General features: G+C 74.2%; 14 protein-coding genes and 1 pseudogene. 9 read left to right on the forward strand and 6 right to left on the reverse strand.

Translation table 11 applies throughout. From position 1 onward, the window contains the following. Nucleotides 1-396: 396 nt before the first annotated feature. Nucleotides 397-2,019 (forward strand): cytochrome bc1 complex cytochrome b subunit, encoded by a 1,623-nt coding sequence (gene qcrB, locus ACZ7BZ_RS25800; protein WP_470360396.1) that lies wholly within the window; start codon nt 397-399, stop codon nt 2,017-2,019. 71 nt (nt 2,020-2,090) lie between these two features. On the opposite strand, the gene ACZ7BZ_RS25805 is transcribed toward qcrB, so the two are convergent. Then, nucleotides 2,091-2,489, reverse strand: coding sequence for a cytochrome C oxidase subunit I (locus ACZ7BZ_RS25805; protein ID WP_470360359.1), 399 nt, complete (start codon nt 2,487-2,489; stop codon nt 2,091-2,093). A gap of 202 nt (nt 2,490-2,691) precedes the next feature. On the opposite strand from ACZ7BZ_RS25805, the gene ACZ7BZ_RS25810 reads away from it, so the two are divergent. The 4 genes from ACZ7BZ_RS25810 (at nt 2,692) to ACZ7BZ_RS25825 (ending at nt 6,163) form a co-directional block, all read left to right on the forward strand. Beyond that, nucleotides 2,692-3,303, forward strand: coding sequence for an acyl-CoA-like ligand-binding transcription factor (locus ACZ7BZ_RS25810; RefSeq protein ID WP_470360360.1), 612 nt, complete (start codon nt 2,692-2,694; stop codon nt 3,301-3,303). Nucleotides 3,304-3,333: 30 nt separating this feature from the next. Continuing rightward, nucleotides 3,334-4,866, forward strand: a complete 1,533-nt coding sequence (locus ACZ7BZ_RS25815) for an FAD-dependent monooxygenase (RefSeq protein WP_470360361.1) — start codon at nt 3,334-3,336, stop codon at nt 4,864-4,866. Between the two features lie 120 nt (nt 4,867-4,986). Continuing rightward, nucleotides 4,987-5,640, forward strand: a complete 654-nt coding sequence (locus ACZ7BZ_RS25820; protein WP_470360362.1) for an NADPH-dependent F420 reductase — start codon at nt 4,987-4,989, stop codon at nt 5,638-5,640. A 91-nt stretch (nt 5,641-5,731) separates the two neighbouring features. Further along, on the forward strand, nt 5,732-6,163 hold the full coding sequence (locus tag ACZ7BZ_RS25825; protein WP_470360363.1) for a YchJ family protein: 432 nt from the start codon (nt 5,732-5,734) through the stop codon (nt 6,161-6,163). Nucleotides 6,164-6,241: 78 nt separating this feature from the next. Here ACZ7BZ_RS25825 and ACZ7BZ_RS25830 read toward each other — a convergent pair whose 3' ends face one another. Continuing rightward, nucleotides 6,242-7,225, reverse strand: coding sequence for a polysaccharide deacetylase family protein (locus tag ACZ7BZ_RS25830; RefSeq protein ID WP_470360364.1), 984 nt, complete (start codon nt 7,223-7,225; stop codon nt 6,242-6,244). A 157-nt stretch (nt 7,226-7,382) separates the two neighbouring features. Between ACZ7BZ_RS25830 and ACZ7BZ_RS25835 the strand changes: the two genes are divergently transcribed. Continuing rightward, a complete protein-coding gene (locus tag ACZ7BZ_RS25835; protein WP_470360365.1) occupies nt 7,383-7,904 on the forward strand; it encodes a GNAT family N-acetyltransferase in 522 nt (173 codons plus the stop codon). 6 nt (nt 7,905-7,910) lie between these two features. Here the strand turns inward: ACZ7BZ_RS25835 and ACZ7BZ_RS25840 are convergent, their stop codons facing one another. After that, a complete protein-coding gene (locus tag ACZ7BZ_RS25840) occupies nt 7,911-8,792 on the reverse strand; it encodes a carbohydrate kinase family protein (protein WP_470360366.1) in 882 nt (293 codons plus the stop codon). A gap of 337 nt (nt 8,793-9,129) precedes the next feature. Here ACZ7BZ_RS25840 and ACZ7BZ_RS25845 point away from each other — a divergent pair, with 337 nt between their 5' ends. From ACZ7BZ_RS25845 to ACZ7BZ_RS25855, 3 genes and pseudogenes are all read left to right on the forward strand, one after another. Further along, nucleotides 9,130-10,653, forward strand: a complete 1,524-nt coding sequence (locus tag ACZ7BZ_RS25845) for a M1 family metallopeptidase (RefSeq protein WP_470360367.1) — start codon at nt 9,130-9,132, stop codon at nt 10,651-10,653. 241 nt (nt 10,654-10,894) lie between these two features. Continuing rightward, nucleotides 10,895-11,328: pseudogene (locus ACZ7BZ_RS25850) on the forward strand (L,D-transpeptidase family protein); the annotation flags it as partial. Between the two features lie 30 nt (nt 11,329-11,358). Further along, on the forward strand, nt 11,359-11,595 hold the full coding sequence (locus ACZ7BZ_RS25855; RefSeq protein WP_470360368.1) for a hypothetical protein: 237 nt from the start codon (nt 11,359-11,361) through the stop codon (nt 11,593-11,595). A gap of 345 nt (nt 11,596-11,940) precedes the next feature. Here the strand turns inward: ACZ7BZ_RS25855 and ACZ7BZ_RS25860 are convergent, their stop codons facing one another. The 3 genes from ACZ7BZ_RS25860 to ACZ7BZ_RS25870 form a co-directional block, all read right to left on the reverse strand. After that, entirely contained in the window at nt 11,941-13,530 is a 1,590-nt protein-coding gene (locus tag ACZ7BZ_RS25860; RefSeq protein WP_470360369.1) for a sigma-70 family RNA polymerase sigma factor, read from the reverse strand. Between the two features lie 212 nt (nt 13,531-13,742). Beyond that, nucleotides 13,743-14,711 carry a CAP domain-containing protein gene (locus tag ACZ7BZ_RS25865; RefSeq protein WP_470360370.1) on the reverse strand — a complete coding sequence of 323 codons (969 nt, stop codon included), beginning with the start codon at nt 14,709-14,711 and terminating at the stop codon, nt 13,743-13,745. 196 nt (nt 14,712-14,907) lie between these two features. Further along, complete coding sequence (locus ACZ7BZ_RS25870; protein WP_470360371.1) at nt 14,908-15,387, reverse strand: GNAT family N-acetyltransferase; 480 nt, start codon at nt 15,385-15,387, stop codon at nt 14,908-14,910. Nucleotides 15,388-15,416: the final 29 nt, after the last annotated feature.

The following is a 15,416-nucleotide window of genomic DNA, read 5'->3' on the forward strand; positions in this document are numbered from 1 at the left end:
TAGGCCCGGGCCCGCGCGGCGCCCGGACGCGGCGCGCGCCGAAACGCTTCAGCTGCACCCGGGCGCAGCATCGCCCCGCCCACCCCGGCGGCGGCCAGCCGATCGGGCGTCAGGGCCCCCCGTCCGGCCCGACACGAGCGGCCGGACGGCCCGATGGACGTGCACAGTCGGCCCCCTGCCGACAGCATGACAGAGTAAGCGCTCCATCACCCTGAGCAACGGGTCCAGCGAACCCCCAGGTCCGTGCGCCGGTCCGCCCGGCGGGCCCGTATCGAGAGGTCCCATGATCACAACACTTCGCCGGCCGGCGTCCTCGCCGACGGGCCTCCACGCCGGCACGCCGAGAACGCCGGGGAGCCCGTCGTGAGAACCGACCAGCAGTCGCAGCCGGGACCGGTGACCAGCACCCGCGCCAAACCGGCCAACCCGGCCGAAGCCCTCGCCGACTGGGCCGACGGCCGGCTCGGCATCTACTCCCTCGCCAAGGCCAACCTGCGCAAGATCTTCCCGGACCACTGGTCCTTCATGCTGGGCGAGATCGCGCTCTACACCTTCGTCATCATCATCCTGACCGGCGTCTGGCTGACCCTCTTCTTCAACCCGAGCATGGGTGAGGTCGTCTACGACGGCTCGTACGTCCCGCTCAAGGGCATCCGGATGTCCGAGGCCTACGCCTCCACCATCAACATCAGCTTCGAGGTCCGCGGCGGCCTGCTGATGCGCCAGATCCACCACTGGGCGGCCGTGGTCTTCATCGCCTCGATGCTGACCCACATGCTGCGGGTGTTCTTCACCGGCGCCTTCCGCAAGCCCCGCGAGATCAACTGGATCTTCGGCGCGCTGCTGCTGTTCCTGGGCATGTTCGACGGCTTCATGGGCTATTCGCTGCCGGACGACCTGCTCTCCGGCACGGGCATCCGGTTCATGGAGGGCGCGGTCCTGGCCGTCCCGATCGTCGGCACGTACCTGCAGTTCTTCATCTACGGCGGCGAGTTCCCGGGCACCGACATCATCCCGAGGTTGTTCACCGTCCACATCCTGCTGATCCCGGGGATCATGGTGGGCCTGCTCGCGGCGCACCTGATCCTGGTCTTCTACCACAAGCACACCCAGTTCGCCGGGCCCGGCCGCACCAACGACAACGTGGTCGGCATGCCGCTGATGCCGGTGTACATGGGCAAGGCCGGCGGCTTCTTCTTCCTGGTCTTCGGCGTGATCTCGTTCATGGCGGCGATCGCCACGATCAACCCGATCTGGGCGTACGGCCCGTACCGGCCCGACCAGGTGTCCACGGACGCCCAGCCGGACTGGTACATGGGCTTCTCCGAGGGCCTGATCCGCGTGATGCCGGGCTGGGAGATCAGCGTCTGGGGCGGCCACACCCTGAACCTCGGGGTGTTCATCCCGCTGATCATCTTTCCGACGGTGCTGCTGGCCATCTGGTGCTGGCCGTTCCTGGAGGCCTGGGTCACCGGGGACCGCGGCGAGCATCACATCGCCGACCGGCCGCGCAACCACCCGGTCCGCACCGGCTTCGGCGTGGCCTGGATGGGCCTCTACCTGATCCTGCTGGCCGGCGGCGGCAACGACCTGCTGGCGACCCACTTCCACCTGTCGATCAACGCGATCACCTACGCCGTGCGGGCCGGCTTCTTCGCCGTGCCGGTCGCCCTGTTCGTGATCACCAAGCGCTGGTGCCTGGGCCTGCAGCGCCGCGACAAGGAGAAGGTGCTGCACGGCCGGGAGACCGGCGTCATCAACCGGCTCCAGCACGGTGAGTTCGTCGAGGTGCACGCGCCGCTGCCGCAGGGCCGGCTGTACACCCTCACCTCGCACGAGCAGCCCGAGCCGGTCGAGCTGGCGCCCGAGGTGGACGAGAACGGCGTGGTCCGCAAGGCCGGGCTGTGGACCCGCACCCGGGCCAAGCTGTCCCGCGGCTTCTACGGCCAGGGCAGCCAGATCCCCAAGCCCACCGCCGAGGAGCACGAGGAGATCACCAGCGGCCACGGCCACCACTGATCACCCTCCTGGGACGACGAGGGCCCGCTGCGCCGGAACCGGCGGCGAGCCCTCGTCGTTCGTGCGCGCCGTCAGCCGCCCAGGGCCGCCGGGAGGACGGCGAACAGCGCCGCCGCCAGGGTGACGGCGAGGCAGAGCGCCGCCCAGCGGGTGCAGATCCGGCGGCACTCGGCGCGGTAGCGGGCGGCCAGCCGGCGGCAGCGGTCGACGGCGCGGTCCACGACCTCCTCGGCGTAGCGCAGCCGGTCGGCGGCGTAGGCCTGTTCCAGGCCCTCCCGCTCCGCGTCCGGCAGCCAGGGGAACTGCGCGGCGAAGGCCCGGGCGTCCCGTTCGGCGGCCGCCACCTCCGCCTCCCAGGCCAGGAAGCCCTCGATGCGGGCGATCTCAACCCGGGAGTTCACCCGGCCGCCGCCGGCCGGCCCGCCCTGGCGCGGGCTCCGCGCCCGCGGCGGACGCTGTCTGCCACCCATGACCGCTCCTCAGTTCCTGTCGGGTCGTCCCGCCGGATTCCTGCGGGAACGGGCTCCTGCGGGGCATCGCTCCGCGACCACGCAACTACTACCAGCGACGAACCGCAGGTGGCAGGCGGCTCGCCACGGCTCCGGATGCCCGGAAAAACTTGCGTGCCACGCACTATTGCGCACCACGCACCTTTTCGGGAGAGTGGAGCACATGACGAACGGGCAGCCCGGCCTGCGGGAACGGAAGAAGGCCGCGACGCGGGAGGCACTGAGCTGGGCCGCACTGCGCCTGGCGGTGGAGCGGGGGCTGGAGAACGTCCGGGTGGAGGACATCGCAGCCGCGGCCGGAGTGTCCCCGCGCACCTACAACAACTACTTCTCCAGCAAGGCCGAGGCGATCGTCTTCCGGCACCGCGACCGGGTCCTGCGGGCCGCCGAGGCCCTGCGGGCCCGCCCGGCGGGGGAACCACTGTGGGAGGCGCTGACCCAGTCCCTGGTCGAGCCCTTCGAGGGCCCGGACCAGGCGCCCGACGCGCGCTGGGTCGCCGCCGTACGGCTGCTGCTGCGCGAACCCTCGCTCCAGGCCGAGTTCTTCCGCGGCGGCGCCGAGACCCGGGCCGAACTCACCGCGGCGATCGCCGCCCGGACCGGCACCGACGCCGACCGGGACCTCTACCCGAAGTTGGTCGCTTCGGCCGTGCTCTCCGCACTGCAGGCCTCCAACGAGCAGTACCTGAGCGCCGATCCCGCACTGCCGTTCAAGGCGGTGTTCGCCGAGGCACTGCGGCAGCTGGCAGCCGGACTGCCCGATCCGTCGTCGTGACGAACCAACCGTCCCAGAGGGGGAATCGAGATGACCAACGACGTCGTCATCGTCGGAGCCGGCCCGGTCGGGCTGTTCCTGGCCTGCGAACTGGCGCTGGCCGGAGTCCGGCCGGTGGTGCTGGACCGGCTGCCCGAGCGCTCAGGCGAACAGAAGGCCAACGGGCTGGTCGGCCAAGTGCTCCGGCTGCTCGACCACCGCGGCCTCCACCAGCCGCTCAGCGGCGCCCCGGGGGTGCCGCAACCGGTGCCGCGCTTCGTGTTCGGCGCCTTCCCGCTGGACCTGCACCGCCTCGACGCCAACCCGCTGCACGCCGTGCCCGTACCGCAGCACCGGATCGAGGAAGTGCTGGAGGAGCGGGCCCGCGAACTGGGCGTCACCGTGCGCCGCGACCACGAGGTCACCGGCCTCACCCAGGATCCCGCGGGGGTAACGCTCGACCTCCGCGGCCCGGACGGCGCCGGGCGGTTGCGCACCCGCTACCTGGTCGGCGCGGACGGCGGCCGCAGCACCGTCCGCAAGCTCACCGGGATCGACTTCCCCGGCGTCACCTCGCCCGACCCGGTCTCCCGGATCGCGCACGTGCTGCCGCCCGAAGGGATCCGCGGCACCGACGACGGCGCGTTCCTGCTGCCCGGCTGCCCGACCCCGTTCCGCCCGTACACCCACACCCGCACCGACCACGGCGTGTTCGTGATCGCCCCCTTCTCCCCGGACGCCGTCATGGTCGCCACCCTGGAGTGGGGCGGCCCGCCGGTGGACGAGCGCGCCCCGCTCACCCTGGACGAGCTGCGCGCCAGCATCCACCGGGTCACCGGCGCCGACCTGGCGCTCGCCCCGGCCCGCACCTCCGGCCGGCACACCCCGCGGCGCACCGTCGGACACAACACCCGGCTCGCCGAGCGCTACCGCGACGGCAGGGTGCTGCTGGTCGGCGACTCCGCCCACGTGCACGCCGCGACCGGCGGCCCCGGCCTCAACCTCGGTCTTCAGGACGCCGCCAACCTCGGCTGGAAGCTCGCCGCCGAGCTCCAGGGCTGGGCCCCGCCCGGCCTGCTGGACAGCTACCAGCGGGAGCGCCGCCCGGTCGGCGAGCGGGTGTTCATGCACTCCCAGGCGCAGACCGCCCTGATGTCCCCCGGCCCCGCGGTCACCGCCCTGCGCGCGCTGGTCGGCGAACTGCTGGCCCACGACGACAACCTCGCCCGGATCGCCGCCCTGATGGCCGGCAGCGACGTCCGCTACGACACCGGCTGCCCGCACCCGCTCGCCGGCGGCTTCGCCCCGGAGCTCTCCCTCGACGGCTCCCGGCTGGCCGAACTCGCCCGCAGCGGAAGGCCGTTGGTGCTCGACCTGACCGGCGGCGCGCTCGGCCTCGCCGACCGGGCGGCGCCCTGGAAGGACCGGGTCGACGTGGTGACCGCCCACCCGGTGCAGGCCCCGGCCGGCGCGCTGCTGGTGCGCCCGGACGGGTACGTCGCCTGGGCCTGCGCCCCGGACGACGCCGACCCGCAGGGGCTGGAGCGGGCGCTGCGCGACTGGTTCGGCGAGCCGCGCGGCTGATCCCGAGCCCGGGGAACACCCCCCGAGCCGGAACATCCGCGCGCGATGACGGTGCGTCAACTAGGGTCGTCGCGGCCCGCTCCACCGGGGGGCGGGCACCCACGGGACGAACGGGGAACCATGCGCATCGGAATCATCGGCACCGGCACGGTCGGGCAGACCCTGGCGGACAAGCTGGTCTCACTCGGCCATCAGGTGACCCTGGGCTCCCGCACCAAGGACAACGAGAAGGGGCGGGCCTGGGCCGAGCAGGCCGGCCCCGCCGGCGGCGCCGGGACCTTCGCCGAGGCGGCGGCCTTCGGCGAGGTGGTGCTGAACGCCACCGGCGGGACGGTCTCGCTGGCGGCGCTGCGCGCGGCCGGGGCCGAGCACCTCGCCGGGAAGCTGCTGATCGACGTCTCCAACCCGCTGGTGTTCGGCCCCGAGGGCGTCACCCTCGCCCCGGTGAACACCGACAGCGTGGGCGAGCAGATCCAGCGCGAGTTCCCCGGGGCCCGGGTGGTGAAGGCGCTCAACACGCTGAACTGCGAGCTGATGGTCGCGCCGGGGAGGCTGGCCGGTGAGCACAACCTGTTCATCGCCGGGAACGACGCCGGGGCCAAGGCCGAGACGGTCGCGCTGCTGGGCGAGTTCGGCTGGCCGGCCGAGTGGATCGTCGACCTCGGGGACATCACCGGCGCCCGGGCCACCGAGATGATGATGCCGTTCTGGCTCCGGATGATGGGCCACTTCGGCAACGCCGAGTTCAACTACTCCTTCCGGCGCCCCGCGTAGCGGGACCGGGCCCGCCCCTCCACCGGTAGGGGCGGGCCCTTCATGGGCCTCCCGGCCGTACCCTCCCGACCGTTGGGGGACAATGGACGGCATGTCCCGACGTCGTTCCGCGCCCCGCCCCGCCGCTCCCCGGCTGCTGCCGTCCTCCCCGTGCCCGTGCGGCCTGCCCGCCACCTACGGCGACTGCTGCGGCCGACTGCACCGCGGCCAGGCGAAGGCCACCACCGCCGAGTCGCTGATGCGCTCCCGGTTCAGCGCCTTCGCCGCCCAGGACGAGGCCTACCTGCTGCGCACCTGGCACCCGGACACCCGGCCCGCCGAGGTGGACTTCGACCCGGCGCTGCGCTGGACCTCGCTGGAGGTGGTCTCCACCAGCGAGGGCGGTGCCTTCCACGCCGAGGGCACGGTCGCCTTCCGGGCGCACTGGACCGAGGGCGGCGAGCAGGGCGTGCTCAGCGAGCACAGCCGGTTCGTGCGGCACGAGGGCGCCTGGGTGTACCTGGACGCCCTCTCGCTCGGCTGAGGCTCCCGCCGACGGGTGCCGGCCAGGGCGTGGCTGACGACTCCCGCCGGGCGCGCGACGCGCACCGTAGGCCACGCCCTACAGGTAGTCGTCCAGCCGGCCCAGCGAGAAGCCGGCCGCGGTGACGTCGTTGACCACCTTGCGCAGCAGGTCCGGCATGGTGGCCTTCCAGTCGGAGACGCCCCGGAAGTGGGTGAGGATGATGTCGCCCGGGTGGAGCGTGCGGTCGTCGTAGCGCCACTCCATGTGGTCCGGGAAGGCCTCCTCGTTCCACAGCGGCACCGCCTGGACGCCGCAGGAGGCGGCTGCTCGCAGGGTGTCGTCGTTGTACTCGCCGTACGGGGGCCGGAAGAGCCGGGGGCGGACGCCGATCTGCTGCTCCAGCTGGTCCTGCTGGTTGCAGATCTCCTGGCGCTGGGTCTCGTAGTCGAGGACCTTGAGGTTGCGGTGGTTGATGGTGTGGTTGTTGATCTCCACGCCCTGCTTGTGCAGGTCCCGGAAGTAGCCGTAGTTGTCGCGGACCAGGTAGTCGGAGAGGAAGGCGCTGACCGGGATGCCCAGTTCCTGGGCCATCCGGGAGAACTCCGGGTCCTTCTCGAAGCCGTCGTCGATGGTCAGGAAGACCACCTTGTCCTGGGTCGGCACCCGGAACACCACGGGCGGGCGGCCGTCCTTCAGCTTGACGCCCTGGACCGGGGTGAGCGCGGCCCTGGTCGCCGGGCGGGGCGGGGCCTTCAGCGGCGGGCGGTCCAGGCCCCAGCGCTGCGCGGTCTCCACGGCGGCGCGGGCCGCGTTCTCCTGGCGGGCCGCGGCCTCGCCGCTGGTCTCCTCCTCCTGGTGGGCCAGGCCGGGGAGCCGCGCCGGGGCGGCCTCGGGCGGTGCGGCGGCTCCGGCGGCGGGTGCTCCGGCGGCCAGGGCGGGCTTCGGCTGGGCGGCGGGGCCGGCGCAGCCGGTGACCACGGCGGCGAGGCAGACGGCGGCCAGCAGTCCGGTGCGTGCGCCGCTCCGCTTCTGACCTCGACTCAGGTCCCCATTAATGCGACAAGCTGATGGTCCGTTCATAGCTGCTACTGCTCCCCCGCCGGGCGCCCCCGCCAACCCCCCGTCACCCGGCCGGGGCAACGGCACGCCGCCCGCCTTGCCGTTCCTTTGCCGAATCCGCGGCGACCGGCCCGAAAACCCTTTGCGGCCGCGGCACCCGGAAACGGATCATGCGCGCATGACCGACCCCTGGACCGTGACCTCGGCCGATGTGAACACTCCCGAGGCCGCCGAACTGCTGCGCGAGTACTACTACGACGTGGCCAACCGCTACTACCGCCTCCACCTGGGCAGGGAGGGCACCCCGGAGGAGCTGGAGTCCGGCCTCGCCGACACCCCCAGCGACGACCTGGCCGCCCCCACCGGCGTGTTCCTGCTCGGCCGCCACCACGGCGCGGCCCAGTCCTGCGCCGGGCTGCGCCGCCTCGACGCCACCACCGTCGAGCTCACCCGGGTCTTCGTCCGCCCCGGCACGCGCGGCACCGGCGGTGGCGCCCGGCTGCTCGCCGCCGTCGACGAGGCCGCCCGCTCGCTGGGCGCCGAGCGGATCGTCCTGGACACCCGCCTCGACCTGGTCGAGGCCCGCGCCCTCTACCTGCGCAACGGCTACCGGGAGATCCCGGCGTACGGCGACACCGGGCCCTACTCCGAGGTCTGGTACGGCAAGGACCTCACCGAGGCTGCCAGGATGGGGAGTTGACGGATCTCAGGCCAGGGCCGCGGCCAGTTCGGCGGCCGAGGGCGGGTTGGCGCCCGGCCGGGAGACGGTGAGGGCGGCGGCGGTCACCGCCCGGGTGAGGCAGTCGGCGAGGTCGGCGCCGGAGGTTCGGGCGTGCAGGAAGGCGGCCATGAAGGAATCGCCGGCGCCGACGGTGTCCGCGACCACCACCGGGACGGCCGCCGTCCGCTCCCGGCGCCCCTCGGCGGTGAGCGCGAACGCGCCCTCCGCGCCCAGGGTGACGGCGACCACGGCCGGGCCGAGGGCCAGCCAGCGCTCGGCGACCGCCTCCGCGGGCTCGCCCGGGTAGAGCCAGTCGAGGTCCTCGTCGCTCGCCTTGACCAGGTCGCTCAGCGCCACCCAGCGCTCGACCCGGCGGACGGCCTCCGCCCGCTCGCCCATCAGCGCGGGGCGCACATTGGGGTCGTAGCTGACCGCGGCCCGGTCGCGCCAGCGTTCCACCAGGGCGAGCACCGCGGCGGCGCCCGGTTCGGTGACCGCGCCGATCGAGCCCAGGTGGATCGCGGCGGGGGCGGCGGGCAGTTCGGTCGGCGGCAGCGTCCAGCCGATGTCGAAGGTGTACTCGGCCCGTCCCTGCCCGTCCAGCCGCACCACCGCCGAGGGCGTCCGCGCCACCTCGGCAGCCCGGACCACCACACCCGCCGACTCCAGGTGCGTACGGATCAGCCGCCCGTTGGCGTCCGACCCCAACTCGGTGAGCAGCACCGCCGGGTGGCCCAGCCGGGCCAGGCCGTACGCGAGGTTGGCCGGGCTGCCGCCGGGGTGGACCAGATCGGGGGCGCCGTCCGTGCGGACGATGTCGGCGACGCACTCGCCGATCACCAGGAGGGGTGCGGCGGGGCTGGTCACTCGGCGGCTCCTGGCGTCCGGTGGGCGGGCGGTGTGCGGGGCGCCAGCCTACGGGGTGCGTCCGGGAGCCGTCCGGGCACATGAGTACGGCCGCCGGACCTGGCCAGGTTCTCCGACGGCCGTGGCCTCGTCCGTCAGGGGACGAAGCACTACGAACACTAGGCCCGGCCGGGGGGCGCCGCCAGCACCGTGGGCCGTCCGGGGGACGGCCTCGTGTCGCGCCCCGTCCCCGACCGGGTCGAATCCCGTCGGCCGGAGCTGACGGTCCACTAGGGTCCTTGCCCGGTGCGTCGCGCACGTACCCCGGCGCTCCGCCGCCCCGGTCCCGGCTCCCGAAGTGGTGATCACCCTGCTCAGGCCCCGTAGCGCTCTCGTCCCGGTGCTCGTGCTCAGCGCGGCGCTGCTGTCCGCCGCCGCCCCGCCGGCCACCGCCACGGACGGGCTGGGCGATCCGGTCTTCCCCTCGCTCGGCAACACCGGGTACCGCGCCCTGGCCTACGACCTGTCCTTCGAGTACCGGGCCGACACCCGGACCGTGGACGCCGGCGCGGTGATCACCACTCGGCTCGACCGGACGCTCGCATCGCTGTCGCTGGACGCGCTCGGGCTGAACGTGCGCGCCGTCCGGGTCGACGGGCGCCCGGCCCGGTTCGCCGTCCACGACGAGAAGCTGACCGTCACCCCGGCGCACCCGCTGCACCGCGGCGCCACCGCCCGGCTGGCCGTCGAGTACTCCGCCGACCCGCGCGCCGCGCTGCCGCACACCGGCTGGGTCCCCACCCCGGACGGCTTCGCGGTGGCCGGCCAGCCCGCCAGCGCGCACACCGTCTTCCCCTGCAACGACCACCCCGGCGACAAGGCCCGCTTCACCATCGCGGTCACCGCCCCCGACGCGCTGCGCGGCGTCGCCAACGGGGAGCTGACGGAGACCGAACCGCGCGGCGACGGCCGCACCACCCGGCGGTACGTCTCCCGCGAGCCGATGGCCACCGAGCTCGTCCAGGTGTCCGTCGGCGACTACACCGTCCGCGAGCGCCCCGGGCCGCACGGGCTGCGGCTGCGCGACGTCGTCCCGACCGCGCGGGTCGCCGACCTCGCCCCGGCCCTCGACCTCACCGCCGACCAACTCGACTGGGCCGAGCAGCACTTGGGCCTGTTCCCGTTCGAGTCCTACGGCATCCTGCCGGCCGACACCGACGACCCGGCGGCCTTCGCCTTCACCGGGCTGGAGACCCAGACGCTCACCCTCTACAAGCCGGGCTTCCTGCGCCAGCCCGAGCCGAAGATCGGCTCGCACATGATGCACGAGCTGGTGCACTCCTGGTTCGGCGACAGCGTCACCCCCGCCACCTGGGCCGACCTGTGGCTCAACGAGGGCCACGCCGACTTCTACGGCCTCGCCTACCGCTACGAGCGCGGCTGGCCCGACGCCTGGGGCGACACCACCCTGGTCGCCCGGATGCGCCGGCTCTACGGACTCGCCGACCAGTGGCGGCACGACTCCGGCCCGGTCGCCTCCCCCACCGCCGCGAACCTCTTCGACGACCAGCGCTACACCGGCGGCGCCCTGGTGCTCTACGCCCTGCGGGAGAAGGTCGGCCCGGAGACCTTCGACCGGATCGAGCGCGCCGTCCTGCGCGAGCACCGGTACGGCAACGCCAGTACCCGGGACTACGTGCGCACCGCCTCCGAGGTGTCGGGCCAGGACCTGCGCGGCTTCCTGGACGACTGGCTCTACGGGCGGCACACCCCGCCGATGCCCGGGCACCCGGACTGGACGGTGACGCCGGTGACCACCACCCCGCCCGCCGGCGCACGACCGGTCGGGCCCGACGCGCCGGAGGGATCGGGGACGGTCTGACGCGCTTCGCGGGCTCTGATCGGCTTTCGCACGCTCTGCCGCCATTCGCCCGCCGGATCGCGCCGCACCGCGCGTCCGGGCGCCCCCGTGCGCCCCTGGCCCTCCGCGGCGGGGCGGGCCATGGTGGTCCCCACGGCCCGCCTGCCGCCCGGCCTAGCCCCGGCCGGCACGCGGGCCGTCCACCCTCCTCCACTGCCCCCGGACACCACCTGCGAAAATGTTCGCGGTCGGGAGGCACCCCCTGAAGGGCTGGACCGCCGACCATCGCCAGGGCGATCTGCGCTCCCCGTCGGGGTGTTCACCCTCATCGACGCGGGCGGTCGGCTGCCCGACCCGGGCAGTCGACTGCGGTACAACCGGTCCGACGCCTTCGTGGTGCCCGGCACCGGGTTCGAGGGAGAGCCGCTGGCCGGCTCCTTCGACTACGTGGTCGCCATCGACTACAACCGCGTCCCCGGCTCCACCCCGCTCGGCTCCCGCCGCCCGCGCGGCAACGGGTACGGCGGCGGGACCGCCCTGCACGTCGACCACGGCGGGCCGACCCACGGCTGCGTCGGCATGACCACCGACCGGATACGGGAACTGCTGCTGGCGCTCGATCCGGCGCTGCGCCCGGTGGTGGTGATGGGGGACGCCGGGCGCCGGCCCGCTGAAACGCGCCGGTGGCGACCGTAACCCTTGCGGCGCAGCGTCGTTGGACCGGCCATGAAGAAGCGCAGCATGCTCGCCGTCGCCTCGCTCGCCGTCGGCGTGGTCGCCTCCCTGACCGCTCCCAGTGCCCACGCCAGCGCGGTCGGCGGCCAGGAGGGGATGCCCGGGCCGACGGTCGGCGCGCCGGACTCGGCGCCCGGGCAGGTCGGGGACGCGGGCGGCGTGGTCGGCCAGGCCACCGGGTACGTGACCGGCTCGGCTGACGGCCTGGTGCCGGTCACTCCGGTCTAGGCCCTGTCCGGCCCCGGGCCGTGTGGTCTTTCGGGCTCGGGGAGGGGATGGGCGCGCCGCTGTGCGGTCCCCTCCCCGAGCCGGTCCGGGGTCAGTCGCGCACGAGGAGCCAGGCTCCCGACCCGCCGCAGTAGCCGCTGTTGTAGCTGGTGGTTGGTATGGATGTAGCCGGGCGGGATCGGCGAGCCGGCACAGGTCCAGATGTCGTCCCGGACCTGCTGCGTGAACCAGGCGTCGATGTTGGCACAGCCCATCCCGTTGCCGGGGTGCTGGGTGAGCAGGAAGCACGCTCCCGTGACCGGCCGGGCCGCCGGGGGTCGGCCCCGGCGGCCCGGCCGGTCACGGTCAGGACAGCGGGGCGCCGAGGTCCTGGGTCCACAGGGTGCCGGCCGGGCCGGCGGCGACGCCGACGCCGATGTCCTTGAAACCGCAGTCGAGCATGTTGGACTGGTGGATGCCGCCGTCCATCCAGCGGGCGAAGACGCTCGCCGCCGTGGTCGGTCCCCGGTCGAGGTTCTCGCCCCACTGGGACCAGCGGTAGCCGGCCGCGGTGATCCGGGCGTCCGCGCGGACGCCGTCGGGGTTGACGTGGTCGAAGAAGCCCCGGGCGGCCATGTCGTCGGCATGCTTCTGGGCCGAGTTGTGCAGTCGGGGGTCGATCCGCAGCGGGGCGCAACCCGCCTTGGCCCGTTCGGCGTTGACCAGGTCCACCAGCTGCCGCTCCGGGTTGGGCTGCGGCGCGGCGGGGGTCGGGCGGGACGCGGTCGGCGAGGGCGTCGGCGTGGCGGTCGGGGTGTCGGCGGGGGTCGGCGTCGGGGTGGGCGTGGGGGTGGCGGACGGGGTCGCGAGGAGGGCCGCCGGGGTATCCAGGGCGGCGGCCGGGGCAGTGGGCTCGGGGGCCGCCGTGGTCGGCGGCTCGCTGGGGTTCGTCCAGACCAGGGCCAGTGTGGTGACGGCCACCGCGGCGGCCGCGCCGCCCGCCAGGACGGCCTTGCGGGCGGCGATCCCGGCCCAACTCCCGTGCGCGCCACCGCCGGTGGCGGCACCGGCGCCCGAACCAGTGCCCGCACCGGAACCGGCACCCGCCGCGCCCGCACCACTGCCGGCGGCGGCCGAGTGCGCGGCGGTGGCCGCCGTGTGCTGGAGGTGCAGCAGCGCGGGCGAGGCCGACGGGATCGGCACCATCGCGAGGCCGGCCAGCAGCCCTTCGGCGGGGAAGAGGTCCCGGCCGAGGCCGTCGCAGTTGGCGCAGCCGCGGATGTGCCGGGCGATCCGCTTGCGCCAGACCGAGTTCGGGGTGCCGTCGAACCCGGTGGTGACCTCGGTGAGTTCGGGGCAGCGCGGGTAGGCGCCGAGGGCGCGGACGACGACCCGGCCGGCCTCCAGCTGCTTCTTCATCCGCTGGACGCGCACGGCGGCGTGCTGCGGGGTCAGGCCCAGGGCTTCGGCGAGTTCGGCGCGGGTGAGTTCGCCACTGGCCTCCAGCCACCACAGGGCGAGCAGTTCGCGGTCGTCCGGGTCCAGCCAGCGGGTCGCCTCGGCCACCTCGCGCCGCTGGCCGGACAGGCCGAGGCGCAGGATGGTGAGGTCGGTGAAGTCGGCCCGGGGGTCGGGGACCTCCCAGGTCTCGTCCAGGCCGCCGACGATGGGCTGCTGCCCGGCGGCGTGGCGGCGGCGGACCTGGTTCATGGTGATGGCGACCAGCCAGGACCGGAAGGACTCCGGGTCGCGGAGCCCGTCCAGGCCGTCCAGGGCGCGGATCATGGTCTCCTGGGCGACGTCGTCCACGTCGGCGTGGCCGCGCAGGGCGCGGCCGGCCACGTTGTAGACGAGCGGCAGCCAGGCGGCGACCAAGGCCTCCTGGGCCTGCCGGTCACCTGCCTGCGCCGCGAGCACCAGGGTCGCCCCGGTCCTGTTCTGCACATCAGCGTTCATGGTCCGCACTCCGTCTTGCCGTGTTTCCGTCCGCCGCTGCCTCCTCGGAGACCTGTGGGGAGTGATCAGATAACAACAATGTGCGCGGAATCGGAAAATCGGACTTCCCGGTGGCCGGGAGTACCGGCCACCGGCGGAGGCGACACGAGGGGCGGAGGTGGGGGGACGGGGGACACGGGCGGGACACGGGCGGGGCGCGGCGGCGGGGCGGCTCAGGCCGGGGCGGCGAACACCTGCGTCCACCACGGGCCGTCGGCACCCGTCCGCACGCCCACCCCGAGCTGCTTGAACGCGCAGTTCAGGATGTTGGCGCGGTGGCCCGGGCTGTTCATCCAGGACTCCATCACCGCCGCCGGGTCCTTCTGCCCCCGGGCGATGTTCTCGCCCCAGGTGCTCCAGCGGTAGCCGACCGCCTCGATCCGGTGGTCGGCGTGATAGCCCTCCGGGCTGGCGTGGTCGAAGTAGTTGCGGTCGGCCATGTCGTCGCTGTGCGACTGGGCCGCGCTGGCCAGCCGGGGATCGGCGCTGACCGGGCCGCACCCGGCCTTGGCGCGCTCGGCGTTGACCAGGTCCACGACCTGCTGGGCGTACGAGGCGTTCGGTCCGCCGCCCGCCGGTGCGGCGGCGGCCCGCTGGGCGGCGACCGCCGCGCCGTTGGCGGTCGGGCGGGCGGCCGTCGGGCTCGGCTTCGCGGTGGCGGTGGGCGGGGCCGTCGCGCTCGTCGTGGCGGTGGGCGGGGCCGTCGGCGAGGCGGTGGCGGTCGCGGTGGAGGTCGCGCTCGGGGTGGCCGCCGGGTCCGTCGCCGTCGGGCTGCCCGAACCGGCCCCGGCGCCCACGGGGCCCGCTGCCCCGGCGCCCGGCACCTGGATGCCCTCGTGCGTCCCGAGTTCGGCGGCGATCAGCGAATCGGCCGCGGTCGACTGGCCGGCCAGGTCGCGGTCGGCCTGCTTGCCGCCGTACGCGGCGTACCCGGCCCCGGCCAGTGCGGCGATCAGGCCCGTCCCGGCCACCGCGGCGACCACCGCGGTCACCGGCAGGAACGCGCCGCGCCTGCGACCCCGACGGCCACGGCCGGCATGCCGCTCGGCCGCCCGCCGCGCGGCCCGGCCACCCGGGCGGCCGTGGCCGCCGCTCCCGCCGCCGTTCACCGGGATGATGGTCGTCCTGTCGTCGCTGTTCACGTCGCCACTGCTTTCTGTCCAGGTCGGCTGGTCGGGTGCCGACACCTGGGAGACCCCCCGGCGGAACGCCGATAACAGAAAGTCCGAACGAATGTCCGCCGGACAGATCCTGGGTCACGTGACCCGATCACTCGTCCGAGTCGGGTCCCGGCCGGGCCCGGAGGGACCCAGGCTGACCCGGGCGGCTCTTGCGGGCTCAGCGGGCGGTGCCGTCCGGGGCCATGTCGTACGTGACGAACATCGTCCGGGTCGCGACCTGGTCGTACTTGCTGCGCGCCCGGTGGTTGTCGTCCGACGTGATCCAGCGCACCGTGTTCCACCCGCGCTCGGCGGCGATCTCCCGCAGCCGGGCCAGCAACTGGTCCACCGCCCCGCCGCCGCGCACCTCGGGCGCCACGAACAGGTCGTCCAGGAAGCCGCCGACCGCGCCGTGCAGCGGCCGGGAGAACGGTCGGAAGTGAGCGAACCCTACCGGCGTCCCGTCCGCGTCCCGGGCCAGCAGCGCCTCCAGCTCGTGCGCCGGGTCGTTCAGCCAGGACCACACCAGCTCGGCCTTCTGCTCCGGCATCGGCACCCGGTAGAACTCGCAGTACCCGCGGAACAGTTCGCGCCAGCGCGGGTAGTCCCCGGCCTCCGGCACGCCGATGCTCCAACGGTTCGCGGCGGCGCTGCTCAACTCGGTCTCCTCGCAAGGTCGGACGGACC

The organism is Kitasatospora sp. NPDC036934 (genome assembly GCF_055608425.1).

What these genes read in the sequence shown, in the direction of transcription:
- ACZ7BZ_RS25825 (WP_470360363.1), top strand. Translation starts at nt 5,732, where the DNA reads ATGTCCCGACGTCGTTCCGCGCCCCGCCCCGCCGCTCCCCGGCTGCTG.
- ACZ7BZ_RS25820 (WP_470360362.1), top strand. Translation starts at nt 4,987, where the DNA reads ATGCGCATCGGAATCATCGGCACCGGCACGGTCGGGCAGACCCTGGCG.
- ACZ7BZ_RS25835 (WP_470360365.1), top strand. Translation starts at nt 7,383, where the DNA reads ATGACCGACCCCTGGACCGTGACCTCGGCCGATGTGAACACTCCCGAG.
- ACZ7BZ_RS25805 (WP_470360359.1), bottom strand. Translation starts at nt 2,489, where the DNA reads ATGGGTGGCAGACAGCGTCCGCCGCGGGCGCGGAGCCCGCGCCAGGGC.
- ACZ7BZ_RS25860 (WP_470360369.1), bottom strand. Translation starts at nt 13,530, where the DNA reads ATGAACGCTGATGTGCAGAACAGGACCGGGGCGACCCTGGTGCTCGCG.
- ACZ7BZ_RS25830 (WP_470360364.1), bottom strand. Translation starts at nt 7,225, where the DNA reads ATGAACGGACCATCAGCTTGTCGCATTAATGGGGACCTGAGTCGAGGT.
- ACZ7BZ_RS25855 (WP_470360368.1), top strand. Translation starts at nt 11,359, where the DNA reads ATGAAGAAGCGCAGCATGCTCGCCGTCGCCTCGCTCGCCGTCGGCGTG.
- ACZ7BZ_RS25810 (WP_470360360.1), top strand. Translation starts at nt 2,692, where the DNA reads ATGACGAACGGGCAGCCCGGCCTGCGGGAACGGAAGAAGGCCGCGACG.
- ACZ7BZ_RS25815 (WP_470360361.1), top strand. Translation starts at nt 3,334, where the DNA reads ATGACCAACGACGTCGTCATCGTCGGAGCCGGCCCGGTCGGGCTGTTC.